General features: G+C 40.0%; 22 protein-coding genes. All 22 read left to right on the top strand.

The window, feature by feature from the left end; genetic code table 11:
- Nucleotides 1-79: 79 nt before the first annotated feature.
- Nucleotides 80-1,336: a GTPase HflX gene (gene hflX / locus BUB05_RS03765; protein ID WP_245819740.1), complete on the top strand. Its 1,257-nt coding sequence runs from the start codon at nucleotides 80-82 to the stop codon at nucleotides 1,334-1,336.
- Nucleotides 1,320-1,970: a YigZ family protein gene (locus tag BUB05_RS03770; protein ID WP_073047413.1), complete on the top strand. Its 651-nt coding sequence runs from the start codon at nucleotides 1,320-1,322 to the stop codon at nucleotides 1,968-1,970. Before hflX ends, BUB05_RS03770 begins: the two co-directional genes overlap by 17 nt.
- Nucleotides 1,971-2,030: 60 nt before the next feature.
- Nucleotides 2,031-2,774, top strand: coding sequence for a YebC/PmpR family DNA-binding transcriptional regulator (locus BUB05_RS03775; protein ID WP_073047417.1), 744 nt, complete (start codon nucleotides 2,031-2,033; stop codon nucleotides 2,772-2,774).
- A 73-nt stretch (nucleotides 2,775-2,847) separates the two neighbouring features.
- A complete protein-coding gene (gene ruvC, locus BUB05_RS03780) occupies nucleotides 2,848-3,339 on the top strand; it encodes a crossover junction endodeoxyribonuclease RuvC (protein WP_073047420.1) in 492 nt (163 codons plus the stop codon).
- A 154-nt stretch (nucleotides 3,340-3,493) separates the two neighbouring features.
- Nucleotides 3,494-4,081, top strand: coding sequence for a Holliday junction branch migration protein RuvA (gene ruvA, locus BUB05_RS03785; RefSeq protein ID WP_073047423.1), 588 nt, complete (start codon nucleotides 3,494-3,496; stop codon nucleotides 4,079-4,081).
- Between the two features lie 8 nt (nucleotides 4,082-4,089).
- Nucleotides 4,090-5,127, top strand: a complete 1,038-nt coding sequence (gene ruvB / locus BUB05_RS03790) for a Holliday junction branch migration DNA helicase RuvB (protein ID WP_073047427.1) — start codon at nucleotides 4,090-4,092, stop codon at nucleotides 5,125-5,127.
- A 42-nt stretch (nucleotides 5,128-5,169) separates the two neighbouring features.
- Entirely contained in the window at nucleotides 5,170-6,204 is a 1,035-nt protein-coding gene (queA, locus tag BUB05_RS03795) for a tRNA preQ1(34) S-adenosylmethionine ribosyltransferase-isomerase QueA (protein WP_073047431.1), read from the top strand.
- Nucleotides 6,205-6,241: 37 nt separating this feature from the next.
- Complete coding sequence (gene tgt, locus BUB05_RS03800; protein WP_073047434.1) at nucleotides 6,242-7,360, top strand: tRNA guanosine(34) transglycosylase Tgt; 1,119 nt, start codon at nucleotides 6,242-6,244, stop codon at nucleotides 7,358-7,360.
- A 19-nt stretch (nucleotides 7,361-7,379) separates the two neighbouring features.
- Nucleotides 7,380-7,514, top strand: coding sequence for a preprotein translocase subunit YajC (gene yajC, locus BUB05_RS18835; protein WP_073047436.1), 135 nt, complete (start codon nucleotides 7,380-7,382; stop codon nucleotides 7,512-7,514).
- Between the two features lie 43 nt (nucleotides 7,515-7,557).
- The gene (locus BUB05_RS18840) at nucleotides 7,558-7,770 is read left to right on the top strand and encodes a hypothetical protein (RefSeq protein ID WP_073047439.1); all 213 of its coding nucleotides are present in this window, start codon (nucleotides 7,558-7,560) and stop codon (nucleotides 7,768-7,770) included.
- Nucleotides 7,771-7,913: 143 nt separating this feature from the next.
- Nucleotides 7,914-8,051, top strand: coding sequence for a six-cysteine ranthipeptide SCIFF (gene scfA, locus BUB05_RS03815; protein WP_073047443.1), 138 nt, complete (start codon nucleotides 7,914-7,916; stop codon nucleotides 8,049-8,051).
- Between the two features lie 214 nt (nucleotides 8,052-8,265).
- Nucleotides 8,266-9,600 carry a thioether cross-link-forming SCIFF peptide maturase gene (gene scfB, locus BUB05_RS03820; protein WP_073048211.1) on the top strand — a complete coding sequence of 445 codons (1,335 nt, stop codon included), beginning with the start codon at nucleotides 8,266-8,268 and terminating at the stop codon, nucleotides 9,598-9,600.
- 1 nt (nucleotide 9,601) lies between these two features.
- Nucleotides 9,602-10,102 (top strand): gamma carbonic anhydrase family protein, encoded by a 501-nt coding sequence (locus BUB05_RS03825; protein ID WP_073047446.1) that lies wholly within the window; start codon nucleotides 9,602-9,604, stop codon nucleotides 10,100-10,102.
- A gap of 204 nt (nucleotides 10,103-10,306) precedes the next feature.
- The gene (gene secD / locus BUB05_RS18635) at nucleotides 10,307-11,581 is read left to right on the top strand and encodes a protein translocase subunit SecD (RefSeq protein WP_073047449.1); all 1,275 of its coding nucleotides are present in this window, start codon (nucleotides 10,307-10,309) and stop codon (nucleotides 11,579-11,581) included.
- Nucleotides 11,571-12,470, top strand: coding sequence for a protein translocase subunit SecF (gene secF / locus BUB05_RS18640; protein WP_073047452.1), 900 nt, complete (start codon nucleotides 11,571-11,573; stop codon nucleotides 12,468-12,470). The genes secD and secF overlap by 11 nt, the downstream gene beginning before the upstream one ends.
- Before the next feature lie 61 nt (nucleotides 12,471-12,531).
- Nucleotides 12,532-12,975: a LapA family protein gene (locus tag BUB05_RS03840; RefSeq protein WP_073047455.1), complete on the top strand. Its 444-nt coding sequence runs from the start codon at nucleotides 12,532-12,534 to the stop codon at nucleotides 12,973-12,975.
- Complete coding sequence (recJ, locus tag BUB05_RS03845; protein WP_073047458.1) at nucleotides 12,972-15,080, top strand: single-stranded-DNA-specific exonuclease RecJ; 2,109 nt, start codon at nucleotides 12,972-12,974, stop codon at nucleotides 15,078-15,080. The genes BUB05_RS03840 and recJ overlap by 4 nt, the downstream gene beginning before the upstream one ends.
- Nucleotides 15,070-15,582: an adenine phosphoribosyltransferase gene (locus BUB05_RS03850; RefSeq protein ID WP_073047461.1), complete on the top strand. Its 513-nt coding sequence runs from the start codon at nucleotides 15,070-15,072 to the stop codon at nucleotides 15,580-15,582. Before recJ ends, BUB05_RS03850 begins: the two co-directional genes overlap by 11 nt.
- A gap of 46 nt (nucleotides 15,583-15,628) precedes the next feature.
- Complete coding sequence (locus tag BUB05_RS03855) at nucleotides 15,629-17,776, top strand: RelA/SpoT family protein (RefSeq protein WP_073047464.1); 2,148 nt, start codon at nucleotides 15,629-15,631, stop codon at nucleotides 17,774-17,776.
- A gap of 15 nt (nucleotides 17,777-17,791) precedes the next feature.
- Nucleotides 17,792-18,241: a D-aminoacyl-tRNA deacylase gene (dtd, locus tag BUB05_RS03860; protein ID WP_073047466.1), complete on the top strand. Its 450-nt coding sequence runs from the start codon at nucleotides 17,792-17,794 to the stop codon at nucleotides 18,239-18,241.
- A 427-nt stretch (nucleotides 18,242-18,668) separates the two neighbouring features.
- A complete protein-coding gene (locus tag BUB05_RS03865) occupies nucleotides 18,669-19,289 on the top strand; it encodes an MBL fold metallo-hydrolase (protein ID WP_073047469.1) in 621 nt (206 codons plus the stop codon).
- The gene (gene hemZ / locus BUB05_RS03870) at nucleotides 19,289-20,791 is read left to right on the top strand and encodes a coproporphyrinogen dehydrogenase HemZ (RefSeq protein ID WP_073047472.1); all 1,503 of its coding nucleotides are present in this window, start codon (nucleotides 19,289-19,291) and stop codon (nucleotides 20,789-20,791) included. Before BUB05_RS03865 ends, hemZ begins: the two co-directional genes overlap by 1 nt.
- The last annotated feature ends 449 nt before the right edge of the window (nucleotides 20,792-21,240 follow it).

The raw sequence follows: 21,240 nt of genomic DNA on the forward strand, positions 1-21,240 counted from the left end.
TAATAAATAAATTCCAGTGGAAATTAGTCATCAAACAGTTTGTTTGATGATTTGACATATGAAAATAGGAGAGATTGAATTGACGGAAAAAAGTATAATTGCAGGTGTTAAAATAAAACAGCGCAAACAGGACATGGATTATGAAATGGAAGAACTCAAGAATCTTGTGGAAGCATCAGGCGGTGAAGTTGCCTGTTCTTTAGTTCAGGAGCTTGACAAATACAATGCAGCAACGTATTTCGGCAAGGGAAAGGTGGAAGAAATCAAACTGCTGGCGGAAGAAATTGGTGCCACCCTCCTGGTGATAAACGATGAAGTAACAGGGTCGCAAATCAACAATATAGAAAAGGTAACGGACTTGAGGGTAATAGACAGAACCATGCTGATCCTAGACATATTCGCCTTGAGGGCGAAGACGAAGGAAAGCAAGCTCCAGGTCGAACTTGCCCAGCTTAAATATACAACACCGAGGCTGAAGGGCAGGGGAATCGAACTGTCAAGGCTGGGAGGCGGTATCGGTACGAGAGGGCCTGGAGAAAAGAAACTGGAGACAGACAGAAGGCATATAGAAAGAAGGATATATGAAATTGAGAAACAGCTCAGGAAAACCGTAGCTGTACGGGATGTCAACAGAAAAAGCAGATTGAAGAACAATATTCCAATAGTATCCGTTGTAGGATATACAAATGCGGGAAAGTCTACATTAATAAACACGCTCATTGCAAAATACGGAGTTGAAAAGGATAAGGAAGTATATGTCTACAACAAGCTTTTTGCAACGCTGACAACTGAGAACAGAAAGCTTGTGCTGCCGGGAAAATTTGAAGTGATTGTTACGGATACGGTAGGTTTTGTCAGCAAGCTTCCGACTTTGCTTGTGGAGTCATTTAAGAGTACCTTGGAGGAAATAAACTATTCCGACCTGATAATCCACCTTATAGACATAACCAATGAAAACCTGCAGGTGCAAAAATCCACTACGGAAGAAGTCCTCAAGGAAATAGAGGCTGCAGATATACCCATGCTTGAAGTCTACAACAAGATCGACGACAGCAATCTCGACTATGACGGCAAGACGGGTACCTATATTTCTGCAAAGTCCGATATCAACGTTGACATCCTTGTTGGAAAAATACTTTACAATTTGTTCGGAGAAGAAGGCACATATGAACTAAATATAGGCTACAACGAGTATGAAAAACTGCAGATTGTTGAAAACAAGACGGAAATAATAGAAAGGGAATACCTTGAAAGCGGCACAAGAGTAGTGTTTAAGACGAGAGAAAAGCTTTATGACAGGTATTTCAGGGAGAAGAAAAATGACAGCGAGTTTTAAAACAATATTGAAAAGCGAAAGTGATGAAATAACCATAAGCAAGTCAAAGTTCATAGGTTATGCCTTTCCGGTTGAAACCGAGGAAGAGGCTGCCGCACATATACAGGAAATAAAAACGAAGCACAGGGATGCAAGACACAATGTATATGCATATATAATTGGTGAGAAGTCAAACATCCAGAGGTATACCGATGACGGTGAGCCAAGCGGTACCGGGGGAATTCCCATAATCAATTATATGAAAAGCATGGAACTTACAAACATCCTGGTCGTGGTAACCAGATATTTTGGAGGAATAAAGCTGGGTACGGGCGGACTGGCAAGGGCCTATTCAAAAGCAGCCAAACTTGCCGTGGAAAAGAGCATTATAGCTGAAGCAAGGGAATTTGCGTGCTTCAGGATTTCAGTTGACTACACATTGCTGGGTAAAATAGACAATTATCTCAATAACACAGGAATCCACGTGTCCCAGAGGGATTACCTTGAAAAGGTGAATATCGAATTAATTGTAGAAGTTGAAGAATATGAAGGCGTAAAAACGGAACTCAGGGATTTGACTTCAGACAATATAAGCATCGAGCTTATGTACAAGAGACATTATCTCAGTGACGGAAAATCCATCCTTAACGTATAACTTGAAAGGATTGGACTTTTCTGCTAGAATACATATGATTTAAATTTAGGAGGATAACTAATGGCAGGACATTCAAAATGGGCTAATACAAAACATAGAAAAGGAAGACAGGACGCCAAGAAAGCCAAGATATTTACAAAACTCGCAAGAGCAATAACCGTGGCTTCCAGGGAAGGCGGTCAGGATCCTGAATACAATACTGCACTTGCCAATGCAATAGACAAGGCAAAGGCTGAAAACATGCCCAATGATAATATAGATAGAGCAATAAAGAAAGGTGCGGGAGGAGACAACTCTGAAAACTTTGAAACAATAACCTATGAAGGATACGGTCCAAACGGTACTGCTTTTATAGTGAGTTGCCTTACCGACAACAAAAACAGGACTGCAGCTGATGTCAGACACTATTTTTCAAAATTCGGCGGCAATCTTGGATCATCTGGATGTGTATCTTACCTTTTCGACAGACTCGGTATAATAGCATTGGAACTTGATGAATCTGCCGATGAAGATGAAGTAATGATGGAAGCTCTGGAAAACGGAGCTGATGATGTAAGAATAGAAAACGGAATAGCTGAAATAATCACTGCACCGGAGAACTTCTCTCAAGTAAGCAATGCATACAAGAACACAGATTACAAGATTCTTGGAGCGGACATAAGCATGATACCGCAGAATGAAGTAAGTGTTACAGATGAAGAAAGCATCAAGCTGATACTCAAGCTCATTGACCATCTGGAGGACAACGACGATGTTCAGGAAATATACCACAATTGCAATCTTCCCGAAGATGCGGAACTGTAAGCAGGATGCAAAGGCTCATATTTGATTGTAAATCAAAATTTGAATGCACCATTTATTCGGAAGGGAGTTTGACATGATAATTGCTGGAATAGATCCCGGCTATGCAATTTCAGGGTTTGGAATAATCGATTATACAGGCAATAAATTCAAGGTTCTTGACTACGGCGTAGTTACAACCAAAAGCACCATGCCTATGGCAAGAAGGCTTCAGATACTCTATGATTCCTATATGGAACTGCTTGAAATGCACAAGCCCGATGCTGTGGCAATAGAGGAACTTTTCTTCAACAAGAATGTGAAGACTGTAATAGCAGTTGGTCAGGCAAGGGGAGTCCATATTCTTGCTGCCGTAAACAAGAATATACCTATTTTCGAATATACTCCCCTGCAGGTGAAACAAGGCATTGTAGGTTATGGAAGGGCACAGAAGAAGCAGGTGCAGGAAATGACAAAGGTCATGCTTAATCTAAACAGCATACCTAAGCCCGATGATGCGGCCGATGCCCTAGCTATAGCAATATGCCATGCCCATTCGCTTAAGTTCCAGGATTCATTCAAGTTATAGATGTTGCGATATATGAATAAAAATAATGATGTTTTATCTCACAACAAGTTTCGTACTGATTCATATAACATTTGAAACACAATTGAACCGTTTATGTTTCAAATAACATATGAATCAACTCAACTAGAGTTGTGATATAAAACTAGGAGGTACCATGTACAGTTATATCAAGGGAACAATCAAGTCGTCGTCCGAAAATCACCTTGTGATAGAGAATGGTGGAATAGGATACAGCATAAACACATCCATGAACACGGTAAGAAACAGCAAGCTCAATGAAGAAGCAACTGTACATACATATCTTTATGTTAGAGAGGATATAATAAGCATATATGGATTTGCAAGCATTCAGGAACTTGAGCTGTTCAAGAACCTTATAAAAATCAGCGGAGTGGGTCCGAAGGCAGGCTTGTCCATACTGTCCCTTTCAGATGTGAACACATTGAAGTATTCCATTTTCAACGGAGACTACAAATTCATATCAAAGGCATCGGGCATAGGCAAGAAGACTGCTGAAAAGATAATCATTGAACTCAAGGACAAGGTTAAGGACGAGTTCTCAGGTTCGGAAATCAACGTAGGAATTGAATATCCCGCCCAGGACAGTGAATTCCTCATGGAAGCACTTACCTCGTTGGGATTCAACAGCAATGAAGCCAAAAAGGCACTTAATGCAATAGACAGGACAGGCCTGACAGACGACCAGGTGCTTAAGATAGCATTAAAGAAAATGGGGAGCTAGGATAGACTATGATAGAAAGAGAAAATGAAATAATTACATCCAGCTTGAACAAGGGAGAGGAAGAAGCGGAAAAATCCCTGAGACCCGACAGTCTCATCCAGTATATAGGACAGGAAAAAATCAAGGAAAAGCTTAATATATTCATAGAAGCTGCAAAGCTAAGGGATGAACCCCTTGACCATGTTCTACTATACGGCCCTCCGGGACTTGGAAAAACAACCCTGTCTACAATTATCTCCCATGAGATGAATGTAAACATCAGGATTACGTCAGGCCCTGCCATTGAAAGACCCGGCGACCTTGCCGCAATACTTACAAATCTCAATGAAAACGACGTACTCTTTATTGACGAGATCCACAGACTCAATAGAAGCGTGGAAGAAGTGCTTTATCCCGCCATGGAGGACTATGCCCTCGATATAATCATCGGCAAGGGACCCTCTGCAAGGTCCATAAGACTTGACCTTCCAAAATTCACCCTTATAGGGGCTACAACAAGGGCAGGTTCCCTTACATCTCCTTTACGTGACAGGTTTGGAGTAGTATGCAAGCTGGACTATTATTCGGAAGAGGAACTTGTTGAAATTGTAAAAAGGTCCGCGGATATCCTTTCAATAGAAATCAAGAAAGAAGGTGCTTTTGAAATTTCAAGACGCTCCAGGGGAACACCAAGGATAGCCAACAGAATATTGAAAAGAGTAAGGGACTATGCCCTGGTAAAGGGAGATGGGATAATAGATGCCGATATTTCCAACAAGGCCCTTGATATGCTTGAAATAGACTCCCAGGGATTTGACAATATTGACAGAAAGCTTCTCAAGACAATAATAGACTTCTACAACGGGGGTCCCGTCGGACTCGATACGATAGCTGCATCAATTGGAGAGGAAAGCATAACAATAGAAGATGTCTGTGAGCCCTATCTCATGCAGAAGGGATTTTTAAGCAGGACACCAAGGGGAAGGATAGCGACGGAAAAGGCCTACAGATACTTCAACCTTGTCAAAAGAAACAACGAACAGATTTCATTTGACAAGGTTGAGTAGCAAGGAACACAAAAAGATTAGATATTATGGAGTTAACATAAAATGAAAAATGATAAACTTACAACATCGGATTTCACCTTTGACCTTCCTGAAGACCAGATTGCACAGACGCCCATCATGAACAGGGAGCAGTCGAAGCTCATGGTGCTGGACAAAACCGGTGAAACGATTGAGCACAGGAAGTTCTACAATATTCTGGAATACCTCAATGAAGGAGACTGTCTTGTAATGAACAATTCAAGGGTTCTTCCTGCAAGGATGTTCGGTACAAAGACCACTGGAGCAGTAATTGAAATACTTCTCCTGAAAAGGCAGTCCCTTGACAGATGGGAATGTCTTGTAAAACCAGGGAAAAGAGCGAAACCGGGTACTGTAATAAACTTCGGCAACAAGCTTCAGGGAGAAGTCCTGGAAGATCTTGAAGACGGTGTTAAGCTTGTGGAATTCAAGTATGAAGGGGTTTTTGAAAGCATCATAGAAGAGCTTGGAGAAATGCCTTTGCCTCCTTATATAAAGGAAAAGCTGGAGGACCAGGAAAGATATCAGACAGTTTATGCAGAGGTTAGCGGGTCTGCAGCAGCGCCTACTGCAGGGCTTCATTTCACTGAGGACCTGATGGATAAAGTCAGGGAAAAGGGAATATCAATAGCTTACGTAACACTTCACGTAGGTCTTGGAACCTTCAGACCTGTAAAGGTGGACAACATTGATGAACATATAATGCACTCGGAGTATTATGAGCTCAATGAATATAATGCGGATATTATCAAGGCTGCCAGAAACAAGGGCGGTAGGATAATTTCTGTTGGAACAACTTCAACAAGAACACTTGAATCAATCTGCAAGAAGCTTGGAAAGCTTGACAAGGACAGTGGATGGACGGATATTTTCATTTACCCGGGTTATGAATTCAAGGCTGTAGACGCTCTCATAACAAATTTCCATCTACCGGAATCGACCCTGCTGATGCTTGTAAGCGCATTCTCCAACAGGGAATTCATTCTAAAGGCATACAAGGAAGCAGTAGACAACGACTACAGGTTTTTCAGCTTCGGAGATGCGATGTTTATTTATTAATCAAGATAAAGCAACAATGTTACATTTAGGAGGAGCAATGGCACTGGAATACAAACTATTATACGAATCAAAGGAATGCAATGCGAGGCTTGGAGAAATCCACACGCCTCACGGAGTTATAGAAACACCAATATTCATGCCCGTAGGGACAAAGGCGACGGTAAAAACAATGACGCCTGATGAATTGAAAGATCTGGAAGCGCAAATCATTCTCAGCAATACCTATCACCTTTATTTAAGACCGGGACACAGTCTGGTCAAGGAAGCAGGCGGTCTTCACAAATTTATGAACTGGGACAGGCCGATATTGACGGACAGCGGAGGATTTCAGGTTTTCAGCCTTGGAAAAATGAGAAAGATAACGGAAGAAGGAGTTGTGTTCAAATCCCATATAGACGGTTCTGAACATTTCATTTCTCCTGAAAAAGCTGTTGAAATACAAAACTGTCTGGGTTCTGACATCATGATGGCTTTCGACGAGTGTACCCCATACCCTGCAACTTATGAATATGCAAAACAGTCAATGGAAAGAACGACGAGATGGGCCAAAAGATGCAAGGAAGCCCATAAGAATACGGATAAACAGGCACTTTTCGGCATCGTACAGGGAAGCATGTACAAGGACCTGAGGCTCGAAAGTCTAAGGCAGCTTGTAGAGCTTGACCTTCCCGGTTATGCACTTGGAGGATTGAGTGTAGGGGAGCCTGCAGAAATCATGAAAGAAGTTCTTGACTACATGGTACACGAAATGCCGAGAAACAAGCCGAGGTATCTTATGGGGGTGGGAAGTCCCGATTATATCTTTGAGGCTGTAGAAAGAGGCATAGACATGGCAGACTGTGTAATGCCTACAAGAATGGCCAGAAACGGTGCATTCATGACCAGCAAGGGAAGGATCACAATAAAGAACGCAGTCCATAGAAACGACTTCAGTCCCATAGATGACGAGTGTGAATGCTATTGCTGCAAAAATTATTCAAGAGCCTATTTGCGCCATCTTTTCAAGGAAAATGAGATACTTGGAGCCAGACTGGCAACAATTCATAATCTTTTCTTCTTGATTAATTTGATGAAAAATATTAGAATATCTATTAGAGAAGAAAGATTTCTTGAATTCAAGAATGACTTCTATCAAAAATACGGTTATAAAAAATAATAACTAACAGGAGGTTACAATGGCACAAGGTGGAGCAACAAGTATTATTTTCATGGTAGCGATGTTTGCTATCTTCTATTTCATGCTGATAAGACCACAAAGAAAAAGAGATAAGCAAGTTAAGGATATGAGAGCTTCTTTGAAAAAAAGGTGATGAGATTGTTACTATCGGCGGTATCCAGGGAAAGATCGTTAAAGTGAATGACGAAATAGTCGTTATAGAGCTTGATCATGCCAAGCAAAGACTTAAAATGCAGAAATGGGCCATTCACAGCGTGGTAAACCCTTCTAAGGAAAAAGAAGTGGTTGAGGAGATCAAGGAGCCTGTTGAAGAGGTAAAAGAAACAGTTGTTGAAGCTGAAGAAGTAGTTGAAGCAACAGAAGAAACTGTAGAAAAAACAGAAGAATAACCTGAAGAACAATCTGGAGTTCCAGGTCTTGTCCATGACAAGCCAAGGGGCTCTTTTTATTTTTATCTTGAATCATTAAAACTCTTTGTTTTTTAATATTAATATGCTATAATGTTATAGCAATTAATGAGCAGGAGGTTTATATGAAGCATATAAAGAATCTTAACACAAAGAATTTATCAAGCAATTTGGAGAACAAGGGCTGTGGAGAGTGTCAAACTTCATGTCAGTCTGCATGCAAAACTTCATGTACTGTAGGAAATCAAAAATGTGAGAAGTAAAACAGTAGTGGATTCCCACTACTTTTTTATTTAGTAGACAGTTATGATAACTGTCGGAAACATTACTGATAGTTAATTTTAAGGGCTTGATGACCTGAGAATTATATATTACCAGGCGTTCAAGATGATACATAAATACTTAATCATCTTGAGTGGAAATAAATTTAGGAAAGGAGAGTATACTGAATATCTAATTTTGGTATACAAGAAAAAAATGATACACTTGTTCGAACTGGACAATAAAAGATTTGTTGTGGATGTCAACAGCGGATTGATCCACGAAATAGACAATATGGTCTATGACATACTTGAGACCGATTACTATAAAAAAAGAGAAAATATAGATACATTGCTTAAGAAATATTCCAGGGAAGATATTGATGAAGCTTGCAAGGAACTTAAGGAGCTGGAGGACAACAAGATGATATATACGGAGGAACTGAATGTCACTCCGAAGATCAAGCCTGTCCTGAAGGCAATGTGCCTCAATGTAGCCCATGACTGCAATCTTCGCTGTGGATACTGTTTTGCATCCCAGGGGGACTACCAGGTTCAAAAGTCGATGATGTCCCTTGAAACAGGCAAAAAAGCGCTGGACTACATACTCAGGAATTCAGGAGACAGAAGAAATCTTGAAGTGGACTTCTTCGGCGGAGAACCCCTTATGAATTTCGATGTATGCAAGGAACTTGTACATTATGGAAGACAGGAAGAAAAGAAATACAACAAAAACTTCCGATTTACAATAACCACAAACGGAGTACTCCTTGACGATGAAAAGATGGAGTTCATAGACGAGCATTTTGACAATGTTGTTATGAGCCTTGACGGAAGAAAGGAAGTCAATGACAATGTAAGAGTCACTCCAAAGGGTACGGGAAGCTATGATCTCATAGTTCCGAAATTCAAGAATGCTGTAAAGAAACGAGAAAACAGGTCATATTTTATAAGAGGAACATTCACCGGACAAAATCTCGATTTTTCCGAAGATGTAAAGCATATGAGGGACCTTGGCTTTGAAAGCCTGTCAATGGAGCCGGTCGTAACCGAGCCCGGCAATATATATGAAATTAAGGAATCGGACCTGGACAAGGTGAAGGACGAGTATGAAAAACTGTATCACCTGTATAAGGATTCCATAGGAACCGACAAGGAATTCAACTTCTTCCACTTTGAAATAGACCTTGAACATGGTCCCTGCGTCTACAAAAGGATTTCAGGTTGCGGGGCAGGCAATGAATACATAGCTGTAACTCCCGAGGGAGACATATATCCTTGTCACCAGTTTGTCGGAGAAGATGAATTCAAGATAGGCACCCTAAACGAAGGAATAACAAATACCGAGATTCCGGACAGGCTTTATGAAAGCAACGTACTTGCAAAGGAAGAATGCAGCAAGTGCTGGGCAAAGTATTTCTGCAGCGGCGGATGTCATGCAAATGCATGGAATTTCAATGAAGACTTCAAGAAGCCATATAGTATAGGCTGTGAAATGGAAAGAAAAAGAATAGAGTGTGCCATAAGGCTTAAGGCTGAAAGGCTAGGCTGATATGATAATTGAAATAGACGGATATGAGACCAAGATTCACAAAGAAACAAAGATAGTCGAAACAGCAGTTGTGGCTGCTGCAGTAGAAATGAAAAGAGGTTCAAGCGTCTGGTTCAATGCAGTGGTTAGAGGCGACCGCGACAAAATAGTTATTGGTGAATATTCCAATATACAGGATTGTTCAGTAGTACATACTTCTTTAGGCTTTCCTACCATAATTGGAGATCATGTTGTTGTTGGACATAATGTGAACCTTCACGGCTGTATCATAGGAAACAACACTCTAATCGGAATAGGAGCAATACTCCTGGATGGTTGTGAAATAGGTGAAAACTGCATGGTTGCGGCAGGCACCCTGATTCCGCCTGGGAAGAAAATACCTCCCAATTCTGTCGTTATGGGCAATCCTTGCTGCATAAAGAGACAGATTACAGCTGAGGAAATAGAAGAAATAAAAGAGATAAGCATAAGGTATTACGAAAAGATAACAAATTTTTATTGATTTAGAAAATTAATAAATGTATAATTTTTTTTAGGCGTGATGCTAGGTTGTCGCGCCATCTAAATTTAAGGATGTTTTATCCTACAACAAGTTATGTTCTGATTAATGTGTAATACAATATACAATCTAACCATTAATATATCTTATCACACATTAATCAACTCAACTAAGTTGTTGCATAAAACCAGGAGGTTAGTGTTAATTATGAAAAACAGAAACAGGATTATATTTGCTGTTATTGTTCTTATAGTAGCAGTAGGAGTGTATCTTTCATCTTTCGGAATGAATCTTGGCAGATATATCATCAGCCCTGTAAAGGATGAAATGGATCTGGGACTTGACTTGTCAGGCGGTGTCTATGTAGTTTTGGAAGCGGTGACTGATGCTACGGGAACGGAACTGGACGAAAAAATATCCCAGGCAAAATCGATCATAGAACAAAGGGTAAACGGCCTTGGTGTATCGGAACCGAACATCACTGTTGAAAACAACAACAGAATAAGGATAGAGCTGGCAGGACTTACAAACCCTCAGGAAGCCATCGACCTTATAGGAAAAACGGCACAGCTCCAATTCAGGGAACTTGACGGAACTGTTGTGCTGACAGGAGAAAACGTAAAGGAATCGAAGGTTACATATGGTGAGAATAACGATATAGTAGTAGCCCTTGAATTCGACAAGGCAGGTGCGGAAGCCTTTGCAGAAGCAACAGGAAGACTCGTTAGCGAACCAAACAGGGAAGACAGGATTATTGAAATCGTACTGGATGGAGAAATAATATCCGCTCCTTATGTAAATGATGAGATAACAGACGGAAAAGGAGTCATTTCCGGTGGCTTCACCATAGAAGGAGCAACAAACCTTGCAAACCTCATTAGAGCCGGAGCTCTGCCTGTTGAGATGGAAGAAATAGAAGTCTCCGTCGTAGGCCCAACTCTTGGACTTGAATCTCTTGACAAGAGTATTGATGCTGCAATCATCGGACTGATACTTATATTCCTGTTCATGATATTCTTCTACAGACTGCCCGGTATAGCTGCAGATGTTGCATTGGTAATCTACATAATGGTTGTATTGGGAGTGCTTATTGGCATAGACGCAAAGCTCACCTTGCCAGGTATAGCAGGTCTTATACTGTCTGTAGGTATGGCAGTTGATGCCAATGTAGTGATATTTGAAAGAATAAAGGAAGAGATTATTGTTGGAAAATCAGTGAGAACAGCAGTTGATTCAGGCTTCAAAAGAGCCATGAGGACAATAATCGATGCCAACGTTACAACCCTCATAGCAGGACTTGTATTGTTCTATTTCGGAACCGGTACAATCAAAGGATTCGCAGTTACACTACTTGTAGGTCTTGGAGTATCCCTGCTGACGGCTGTCTTTGTAACGAGATTCCTCCTTAAGACAATCGTGAAGATGGAACTTTCCAAAGACAAAAGGATGTATGGAGTAAGGGAGGCAAAACATGAAGCTTAATGTTGTTAAAAATAAAAAAATATATTTTGCAGTATCGATACTGATAATTTTGACAGGAATTGTCCTCATATTTGCAAGGGGCTTGAATGTCGGGATAGACTTCACCGGAGGAACGCACCTGCAGATAGATGTTCACGACGAAATTCCCGTGGATGACATCAGGGAAATCACTGACAGCTTCGACAAAAATGCAAGCATAGTTCATGCAGGTGATGACAACAATGAAATAATCATCAAAACCACTGTAAACCTTGATAATGAAGAACGATTTGCAATCTTCACACAATTCAGGGACAAGTACGGTCTTGAGGATGCCGACTTCATCGGTCAGAACAAGTTCGGTCCTTCAATAGGCAAGGAAACCCAGAGAAAGGCAGTAATATCTGTTGTTATTGCTTCAGTATGCATGCTTGCATACATTACGCTGAGATTCGAGTTCCTCTTTGGAGTGGCGGCAGTAATTGCCCTTATACATGACGTTCTCATCGGTATTGCGGTATACTCGATTTTCAAGGTGCCTGTGAACAGCTCCTTCATAGCAGCCATGCTGACAATAGTCGGATACTCCATAAACGACACCATAGTTGTCTTTGACAGAATCAGGGAGAACATCAAGAAAATGAGGAAATCCAAATATGAAGAAATTGTGGACCTAAGTATTTCTCAAACTCTTATAAGGTCCATAAATACATCTGTAACAACTTTGTTTGCCATATCCGCCCTTTATATCTTTGGTGTTGAGGCAATAAAGGACTTTGCTTTTCCGCTTATAGTTGGAGTTCTTGCAGGTACATATTCATCCATTTTCATAGCCAGCCCCATATGGGTTATGCTCAAGTCACTGAAGGGTGATGTGAACTACTACAACCCACATAAGGTTCAGAATTAATTATATGAATGAATGGATATTTGTAGTATAATTGTATTAATAAAAGCTGGAGATATGTAACATGCAAGTTAACTTTATTTTATTGTTGATAGTATCAATTTTCATCGCAATATTCGCAATTCAAAACGGCGACACTGTTACAATAGATTTGTTCTTTTTCCAGGGTGAAATGTCACAGGCTTTGGTCATCCTGGCATCTGTAGGATTGGGAGCCCTGGTTACCGTAGCGCTCAGCACATTCGGGAAAATCAAGAGGCTCAGGAACATCAAGGCGTTGAACAAGCAAATCAAGGGTTTAACCGAAGAAAACACAACGCTTTCCACAAAAAACGAAAATCTGGAAAAGGAAAATACCGATCTTCAGCAACTCAATTCAGACCTTAAGTCTGAACTGAGTTCAAGTGAAGAGAAGATTAAAGAATTGTCAAAAAGACCTGGACCACAGACTGAAGTCCATAAAGAAGAAAATTCAGCCCCTGTTGAAGAAGAGGAGCAAACTGATTGAGGAAGAAATTCCATATAAGAACTTATGATGAAAAACTGGTTGCTGAAATTGCAGATAATTATCATTTGAACCAGATAACTGCCATTACAATGTATAACAGAAATCTGAAATCAAAGGATAGTATAAATGAATTCTTGAATACTGAATTTCAAGATTTTAAAAATCCATTTGACATCAAGTTCATGAAAGATGCTGTAGAACTACTTGATAAGCATGCAGATAAAAACAATAAAATATTTGTTTATGGAGATTACGATGCTGACGGTGTTACTGCCACCGCTCAGCTTGTTCTTCTTTTAAAAGCAATTGAAGCAAGGTTTGGATATCATCTGCCTGACAGGGAAGCAGATGGATACGGACTTAACATGAAGACCGTTGAAGAAATAATAGAAGGCGGTTACAGTTTGCTGATTACACTTGACTGCGGGATATCAAACTATGAAGAAATCAAGAGAGTTGTTGAAGCAGGAATTGACGTCATAGTAATAGACCATCACAAGTGTCCTGAAAAACTGCCGCCTGCCAATGTACTTATAGATCCTCATATAGATGATACGCAGACTTACTATCAGGTTATGTGCGGAGCAGGTCTTGCCTTTAAGTTTGTATCTGCATATGATGAATTCAAAAACCTTGGGATTGAGCTCGACAAATTCATTCAGTTGGCTGCAGTAGGAACGGTGGCAGACATAGTGCCTATCAAGGGTGAAAACAGGATAATTGTCAAAAACGGACTCTATGAGATAAACAACAACACAATGCTTGGACTAAAAAGTCTGCTGAACGAACTTTCCATCAAAAACAATGACGTCACTTCCAGTACCCTTGGCTATATTATAGGACCAAGAATCAATGCTGCAGGAAGAGTGGACGATGCAGGTCTTGCACTTGAAATGCTTGTTTCCGACGACAGGGACATCGCCGGCAATCTGGCTGTCAAAATAAACGGGCTGAATTCCTACAGGAAGGAGATCGAAAAAAAGATATTCCTTCAGGCAGATATTGGAATACATTCTCAGAAGGCAAGCAACCTTTTGGTGGCAAAGGGGGGAGACTGGCATGAGGGTGTAATAGGAATAGTAAGTTCAAGAATTACCGAAAAATACTTCAAGCCTTCAATCGTCTTTTCAAGAAACGGGGAGTATTACAAGGGGTCGGGTAGGAGCATCCCTGCATTCAATCTTTACGAGGCTGTCAAAAAATTTGAGTATCTTACAGTTAAATGCGGCGGTCACAGCCAGGCAATAGGTCTTACTGTCCATGAGGACAACATAGAGGACTTCATCAATAATATAAAAAGCTATGCCAATGAAAAAATCAGTGATACAGACCTTGTCGAAGAAATAGACATAGATGCTGTAATAATGAAAAACGATAAAATCAACCTCGATACAGTCAATGAAATACATCTTTTGGAACCATTTGGTCTCGAAAATGAACAACCTGTGTTCTTGATAGACGGATATGAAGTTGTTAGCCACAGATATATAGGAGCCGAAGGAAATCACCTCAAGGCAAATATAAAAATCGGTGACAATGTATTGGATGTCATCAAGTTCAATATTGAGGAAAATGAGAAGAAGGAATTCCAGAGTCTCAACCCGGCAATCGGAAACTTGAACATTAACACCTTCAACGGAAGATCCAGCGTACAGTTCAACATCATCAACTTCACCGGGAATTATTTCGAAAACATCAAGGTTGATTTTCTAAAAAAAGTATCAGCTATGGAAATTGGATATGGTTCTATTGATATGCCGGAAGTGGCATTCATTACAGAAGAGGATCTTGAATCTCTGGAATCAGGAAATCTTAACGGGAAAACCACTTCAAAGGTAGAATTTGCAAGGAAACATTGGGTTCCTTCAACTGAAGAGGAAGAAATAATCAGTGCTGTCCTGAATAAAAACAACAGCAGCGTGTTTAAATTTGACATAAACAGGCTTGTCAATTATATAAACAAACTTTATAATATAGTAATCAATGAAGAAAAGATAATTTCTACAATCATAATTCTGCAACGTAAGGGATTGATTGATTTTAAACTGAAAAGCAATATTGTGTATGTAAAATATTTAAATCAGGGAGAAAAAAATGAATTATAAAGATAAGATTAGAGAGATCGAAAATTTTCCGGAAGAAGGAATAAGCTTCAAGGATATTACAACTGTTCTTAAGGATCCAAAATATCTTAAGGAAACAATCGACGAACTTACGGATTATTTTTCTGATGTTGATGTAGATATAGTAGTAGGTCCCGAATCCAGAGGATTCATTTTTGCCACTCCGGTAGCATACAATCTGGGGGCAGGCTTTGTTCCTGTTAGAAAACCAGGGAAGCTGCCTGCAGAAGTTGAAAAATTTGAATACGACCTTGAATACGGCAAGGATGCACTTGAAATTCATGTAGATGCAATTATGGATGGCATGAAGGTTCTTATAATTGACGACCTTCTGGCAACCGGAGGAACCATCAGCGCTACTGCCAAGCTTGTAGAGAAGCTTGGTGGAGAGGTTGTTGGCCTTGGCTTTTTTATTGAACTTGTAGACCTCAATGGAAGGGACAAACTTGATAAATACAATGTTAAATCCATAGTGAAATACTAAAGGTTGGTTTATCCAGCCTTTTCTAAATATTGGTGGTGTAATTTTCATGGAAAAACTTATAAAGAATATTTTGGAATACAATCCAAAGGCAGATATTGAACTAATAAAAAAGGCATATAATTATTCAAAAAAGCTTCATGATGACGCTCCTTTAAGATTGTCCGGAGAAGCTTTCTTTATCCATCCATATCTTGTTGCTACAATTCTTACGGAACTTAACATGGATGTGGATACCATAGCTGCAGGCTTGCTTCATGATACCATTGAAGATACCATTGCAACCTATGACGACATAAAAAATGAATTCAGCGAAGACATAGCCAATCTGGTAGATGGTGTTACAAAGCTCAGCAAGGTGAAATACAAGTCCAAGGAAGAAAGGCAGGCGGAAAGTTTAAGAAAAATGGTAATTGCCATGTCCAAGGACATCAGGGTAATAATCATAAAGCTTGCCGACAGGTTGCACAACCTCAGAACCCTTGAGTATATGTCTGTTGAAAAACAAAAGGAAAAAGCTATGGAAACATTGGAGATATATGCTCCAATAGCAAACAGGCTTGGTATGGCATCCATAAAATGGGAGCTTGAAGACCTGTCCCTCAAATACATAGACCCTGAAGGATTTGAAGACGTAAGGAAAAGGATAAAAGAAAAAAGAAAAGACAGGGAAGAATATATTGAAAGCATCATGAACATCCTCAGGGAAAAGATTGAGGAAGCCCATATTGAATTCGAATTAAGCGGCAGGCCCAAGAGTATCTACAGCATCTACAAAAAAATGTACCACAAGAACAAGATATTCGAGGAAATTTATGATATCACAGCCATAAGGATAATCGTCCATAGCGTCAAGGACTGCTACGGAGTACTGGGTGTCGCCCATACCCTGTGGAAGCCCCTGCCCGGAAGGTTCAAGGATTATATAGCCATGCCCAAGCCTAACATGTACCAGTCCCTTCATACCACGGTTATCGGCCCCAATGGGGAGCCCTTCGAAATCCAGATCCGGACTCTTGAAATGCACAAGACGGCCGAATATGGTATTGCCGCCCACTGGAAGTACAAGGAAGGAATCAAAACCGACAACTTTGAAGACAAGCTAAACTGGCTTAGACACATGCTTGACTGGCAAAAGGATACCAATGATCCCAGGGAATTCATGGAATCCCTTAAAATCGACCTTTATACGGACGAGGTTTTTGTTTTTACGCCCAATGGCGATGTAATTAACCTCCCCATAGGATCGACCCCAATAGACTTTGCATACAGGGTCCATTCAGCCGTAGGAAACAAGTGCATAGGGGCAAAAGTCAATGGACGCATAGTACCCCTTGACTATAAGCTGAAAAACGGCAACCAGGTGGAAATAATCACTTCTGCAAGCAGTAACGGTCCCAGCAGGGACTGGCTGAAGATTGTGAAAAGCAGTCAGGCAAGAAGCAAGATCAGAAAGTATTTCAAGGACAAGGAAAGAGGCACGGACATCGAACATGGAAAGGATGCCATTGAAAAGGAAGTAAAGAAGCAGGGATTCAAGCTCACTGAACTTCTCAAGGAAAAATGGCTGCTGGAAGTTGTTGAAAAGATGAATCTCAAGACTCTTGACAACCTTTATGCTGCAGTAGGCCACAGGACGATCACCGAGCTTCAGGTAGTCATGAAGCTGATTACCAAATACAAGGCAGTAAACAAGGACAAGTTCGAGGAAAAAATCAAGGAAGTCGAAACTGTCAGGAAGTCCAAGGCACCAACATCCGGAGTCATCATAAAAGGACTTGACAATATAAAGGTAAGATTTTCAAAATGCTGCAGTCCGGTTCCCGGAGATGAAATAGTGGGATACATCACCAGAGGCCGTGGAGTATCAGTGCACAGGGCGGACTGTACCAATATTTCCGCTGCAGACAAGGATGCCAGGTTCATAGAGGTTGAATGGGACAACAGCAAGTCCATCAGCTTTACTGCAGAGCTTCAGATTGAGGCTGTCGACAGGCCGGGACTTCTCCAGGATATTACAGGTGCATATACCGAATTCAAGGTTAATGCCACCCATCTTAATCTTAGGGTTAACAAGGATAAGATTGCAGTTATGAACATTACTTTTGAAATCAAGGAATCAAGGGAACTGAATGATCTGATCAAGAAATTCAAAAGGATTGACGGAGTAATCGACGTATACAGGTACAAGAAATAAGGAGCACATAAAATTATGAGAGCAGTAATACAGAGAGTGAAAGAAGCAGAAGTACGGGTTGATGATTCTGTAACAGGAAAGATCAACAAGGGACTTCTTGTTTTCCTGGGAGTTGCCGAAGACGATACTGACAAGGATTTGTCTTACATGATAGACAAATCTTTAAATCTTAGAATCTTTGAAGACGATCAGGGGAAAATGAATCTAAGTCTAAAAGACATAGAAGGAGAAATGCTTGTCATTTCCCAGTTCACAATAATGGGAGATGCAAGAAAAGGAAGAAGGCCAAGTTTTACAGGTGCGGGAAACCCTGTAAAGGCAGAAGCATATTACAATGAATTTATTGAGCAGATTAAATGTACAGACATCAAGGTGGAATCAGGAGTATTTGCAGCAGATATGGATATTGAGCTGATCAACGACGGACCTGTAACCATATTGCTTGACAGTACCAAGCTGCTGTAAAACCGTTTATATTTCAAATAACACATGAATTAACACAAAATAAGGAAGCTTTAAGCAAACACAAGTTTCGTACTTGTTAATCAAGAAAGCAGCTGCGCTGCGTTAACCGTGTTCACGCTTCATGTGAACACGGTTATTAAGAGGTCTGAGAAATTATCCTTATGCGTGTAATACCAATGTTTTAAGGGATTACACATTTTTGAATTTCTTAGACTATGACAAGTCATATCGCATTGAAGCGTTGCGATATTCCTGTTTAATAAATAAATTTGACTAAAGTTGTGATAATCAAAAATAATGATGTTTTATCTCACAACAAGTTTCATGCTAATTCATGCAACATTTGAAATACAATTGAAGCGTTTATATTTCAAATAACACATGAATTAACTCAACTAAGTTGTGATATAAAACTAGGAGGAAAAAAATGATACTGGAAAATATAGTAGTTGGAAGCTACATGGTAAACTGTTATCTTACAGGTGATTCGGATACTAAGGAAATAATAATCATAGACCCGGGGTTCAATCCGGAACAGATAATTGATGCAATAGAGGGAAAGGGCTTCACTCCCGTAGGAATAGTACTTACACATGGTCATGGCGACCATATTGGAGCAGTGGAGGAATTGATTGCCAAATACGAGGTTCCTCTGTATATACACAAGTTTGATGATGAACTTATAAAAGGCGGAGCAAGCAGTTTTACGAAAATGATGTTCGGAAGGGATATAATACTCAAGGCTGACAAGTTCCTGTCAGAAGGGGATATTGTTACTGCAGGTAAAATGGAATACAAGGTGCTTCATACTCCCGGACATACTCCAGGCGGCATCTGTCTTGTTTGCGAAGATGCAATATTCTCCGGGGACACTCTTTTCAGGGGAAGCATAGGAAGAACTGACTTTCCGGGAGGTTCATACGATCAGATCATCAATTCCATCAAGACGAAGCTTCTTGATTATCCGGACGAGACAAAGGTCTACCCTGGACACAACAGTTCATCTACCATAGGGTATGAAAAGAAAAACAATCCGTTTCTTAGATAATGATTAATGTTACTATAAACAGCCATAAATATTCAGACAGCATTTTTAACACCGTAAGAATATTTGACAAGGTCCATAAAATCAGCATAAACAAAAAGGACTTTGAAGCTGACAAAGACAATTTGGATGATAATGATACCATCATAGATATAGATATCAACCTGGATATGGAATGCACGGCAGTTTCTAGACTTGCTGTGGATTCCGTCTTTGTATGTGAAGAAGGTACTTCATTGGAAGATCTTGAATTCCTTAACAAGGAAAACAATAAGAATATCCAGGTACTGTTGAGGCACAATCTTTATAGACTGCTTTCACGATACTATGAAACGACATATTCATATGGGATACTGACAGGAGTAAGACCTGTAAAAATCATCAGGATTGCAGCAGGGAACGGATACGATAGACGTTATATCGCCCGTGTATTGAAAGAGACCTTTCTTCTGAAGGAAAACACCATAGAAAATCTTTTCAGGGTGTATGAAACAGAGAGCAAGCTTTTGGCAAAGAATAAAACAAATGCCAGCCTTTATATAGGCATTCCTTTCTGTCCTACAAAATGCAATTACTGTTCCTTCACATCATATGTGGGGAAAAGCGAAGAAGAAATAGAAAACTATATAGATATATTAATTGAAGAAATCAAGCAAAACGCTGATATATCAGAAGAGTTCGACCTTGATGTCCAGAGCATCTACATAGGTGGAGGGACACCGGGAATACTAAATGATAAAATGACATACAAACTCCTGGAAAGCATTAGAAAAAACTTCAAAATCAAAGACGGTCTTGAATTTACCATGGAATCGGGCAGACCGAAAACCATAACAAATGAAAAGCTGAAAATAATGAAGGACATGGGAGTAAACAGGATAAGCATCAATCCTCAGACTATGAACAATGATACCTTGAAGCTTGTAAACAGGGATCATACAGCAGAGGATATTATGGAAGCCTTTGATATTGCAAGGGCTGCAGGATTTGAAACAATAAATGCAGATTTCATAATAGGCCTCCCCGGAGAGGGTATGGAAGATGCATACAGGAATATTGACTTCATAAAAGACTATCGACCGGAAAATGTGACGGTCCACAATCTGGCTGTAAAAAGAGGTTCATATTACCATAATAAAAATTACGTAAACCAGCGATTTGAAAAAGTACTTGATGAAATAAATGAACTATACAAGAGAAGTCTTGAGGACTTGGGAATGAATATCTACTATCTTTACAGACAGAAAAACATAAGAAACAATGCTGATAATTTCGGATACACCTGCAGGGGCCATGAATCCATTTACAATATTAACATCATTGAGGAGATTCAGACAATTCTTGCCATGGGCGCAGGCTCCGCATCGAAGATAGTGGATCCCTACAAAAACAAAATCCACAGGGTGGGGAACAACAAGGATTTAAAGACATACAGTGAAAAACTCGAACAGGTCTATTTGTTAAAGAAAAAATTAATTTCACAAATATTGACAGACACTCAATAATATGGTAATTTACAAGGAAGCAACTACAAAATCCAGAGGAAGAGTAACGATGCGAAGCAATCATAGAAAGCCGGTGTTGATGGAAATCCGGTTTGCAGACCCTTGTGAAGACACCTCCATAACTTTTCTGAGTTATCGAAAAAAATGGATTCAGTTGTTTTAATGAGCGGGACTTCAACAAGTCCAAATAGGGTGGCACCGCGGGAAATTTCTCGTCCCTTGTTTTTACAGGGACGATTTTTTTATTTCTGTCATAACTGCGAATGCAGTTATGACGGGCGCAAAGGGGAATATCCGTTAAAGCATAAAACCATTGTACCAAGGGTTTATGCATATAAAATTCCCCTGAGCTGCGCAAGAGAACAACTTTCATATATTACACTCAATATAATATTAAGCTGTACAAGTATGAAATAACATAAATATATGAGATGTCTGTTGGATAGAAA

The sequence above is a fragment of the Dethiosulfatibacter aminovorans DSM 17477 genome, assembly GCF_900142005.1.
GTDB lineage: Bacteria > Bacillota > Clostridia > Tissierellales > Dethiosulfatibacteraceae > Dethiosulfatibacter > Dethiosulfatibacter aminovorans.

What these genes read in the sequence shown, in the direction of transcription:
- BUB05_RS03770 (WP_073047413.1), top strand. Translation starts at nt 1,320, where the DNA reads ATGACAGCGAGTTTTAAAACAATATTGAAAAGCGAAAGTGATGAAATA.
- BUB05_RS03775 (WP_073047417.1), top strand. Translation starts at nt 2,031, where the DNA reads ATGGCAGGACATTCAAAATGGGCTAATACAAAACATAGAAAAGGAAGA.
- ruvC (WP_073047420.1), top strand. Translation starts at nt 2,848, where the DNA reads ATGATAATTGCTGGAATAGATCCCGGCTATGCAATTTCAGGGTTTGGA.
- ruvA (WP_073047423.1), top strand. Translation starts at nt 3,494, where the DNA reads ATGTACAGTTATATCAAGGGAACAATCAAGTCGTCGTCCGAAAATCAC.
- ruvB (WP_073047427.1), top strand. Translation starts at nt 4,090, where the DNA reads ATGATAGAAAGAGAAAATGAAATAATTACATCCAGCTTGAACAAGGGA.
- queA (WP_073047431.1), top strand. Translation starts at nt 5,170, where the DNA reads ATGAAAAATGATAAACTTACAACATCGGATTTCACCTTTGACCTTCCT.
- tgt (WP_073047434.1), top strand. Translation starts at nt 6,242, where the DNA reads ATGGCACTGGAATACAAACTATTATACGAATCAAAGGAATGCAATGCG.
- yajC (WP_073047436.1), top strand. Translation starts at nt 7,380, where the DNA reads ATGGCACAAGGTGGAGCAACAAGTATTATTTTCATGGTAGCGATGTTT.
- scfA (WP_073047443.1), top strand. Translation starts at nt 7,914, where the DNA reads ATGAAGCATATAAAGAATCTTAACACAAAGAATTTATCAAGCAATTTG.
- scfB (WP_073048211.1), top strand. Translation starts at nt 8,266, where the DNA reads ATGATACACTTGTTCGAACTGGACAATAAAAGATTTGTTGTGGATGTC.
- BUB05_RS03825 (WP_073047446.1), top strand. Translation starts at nt 9,602, where the DNA reads ATGATAATTGAAATAGACGGATATGAGACCAAGATTCACAAAGAAACA.
- secD (WP_073047449.1), top strand. Translation starts at nt 10,307, where the DNA reads ATGAAAAACAGAAACAGGATTATATTTGCTGTTATTGTTCTTATAGTA.
- secF (WP_073047452.1), top strand. Translation starts at nt 11,571, where the DNA reads ATGAAGCTTAATGTTGTTAAAAATAAAAAAATATATTTTGCAGTATCG.
- BUB05_RS03840 (WP_073047455.1), top strand. Translation starts at nt 12,532, where the DNA reads ATGCAAGTTAACTTTATTTTATTGTTGATAGTATCAATTTTCATCGCA.
- BUB05_RS03850 (WP_073047461.1), top strand. Translation starts at nt 15,070, where the DNA reads ATGAATTATAAAGATAAGATTAGAGAGATCGAAAATTTTCCGGAAGAA.
- BUB05_RS03855 (WP_073047464.1), top strand. Translation starts at nt 15,629, where the DNA reads ATGGAAAAACTTATAAAGAATATTTTGGAATACAATCCAAAGGCAGAT.
- dtd (WP_073047466.1), top strand. Translation starts at nt 17,792, where the DNA reads ATGAGAGCAGTAATACAGAGAGTGAAAGAAGCAGAAGTACGGGTTGAT.
- BUB05_RS03865 (WP_073047469.1), top strand. Translation starts at nt 18,669, where the DNA reads ATGATACTGGAAAATATAGTAGTTGGAAGCTACATGGTAAACTGTTAT.
- hemZ (WP_073047472.1), top strand. Translation starts at nt 19,289, where the DNA reads ATGATTAATGTTACTATAAACAGCCATAAATATTCAGACAGCATTTTT.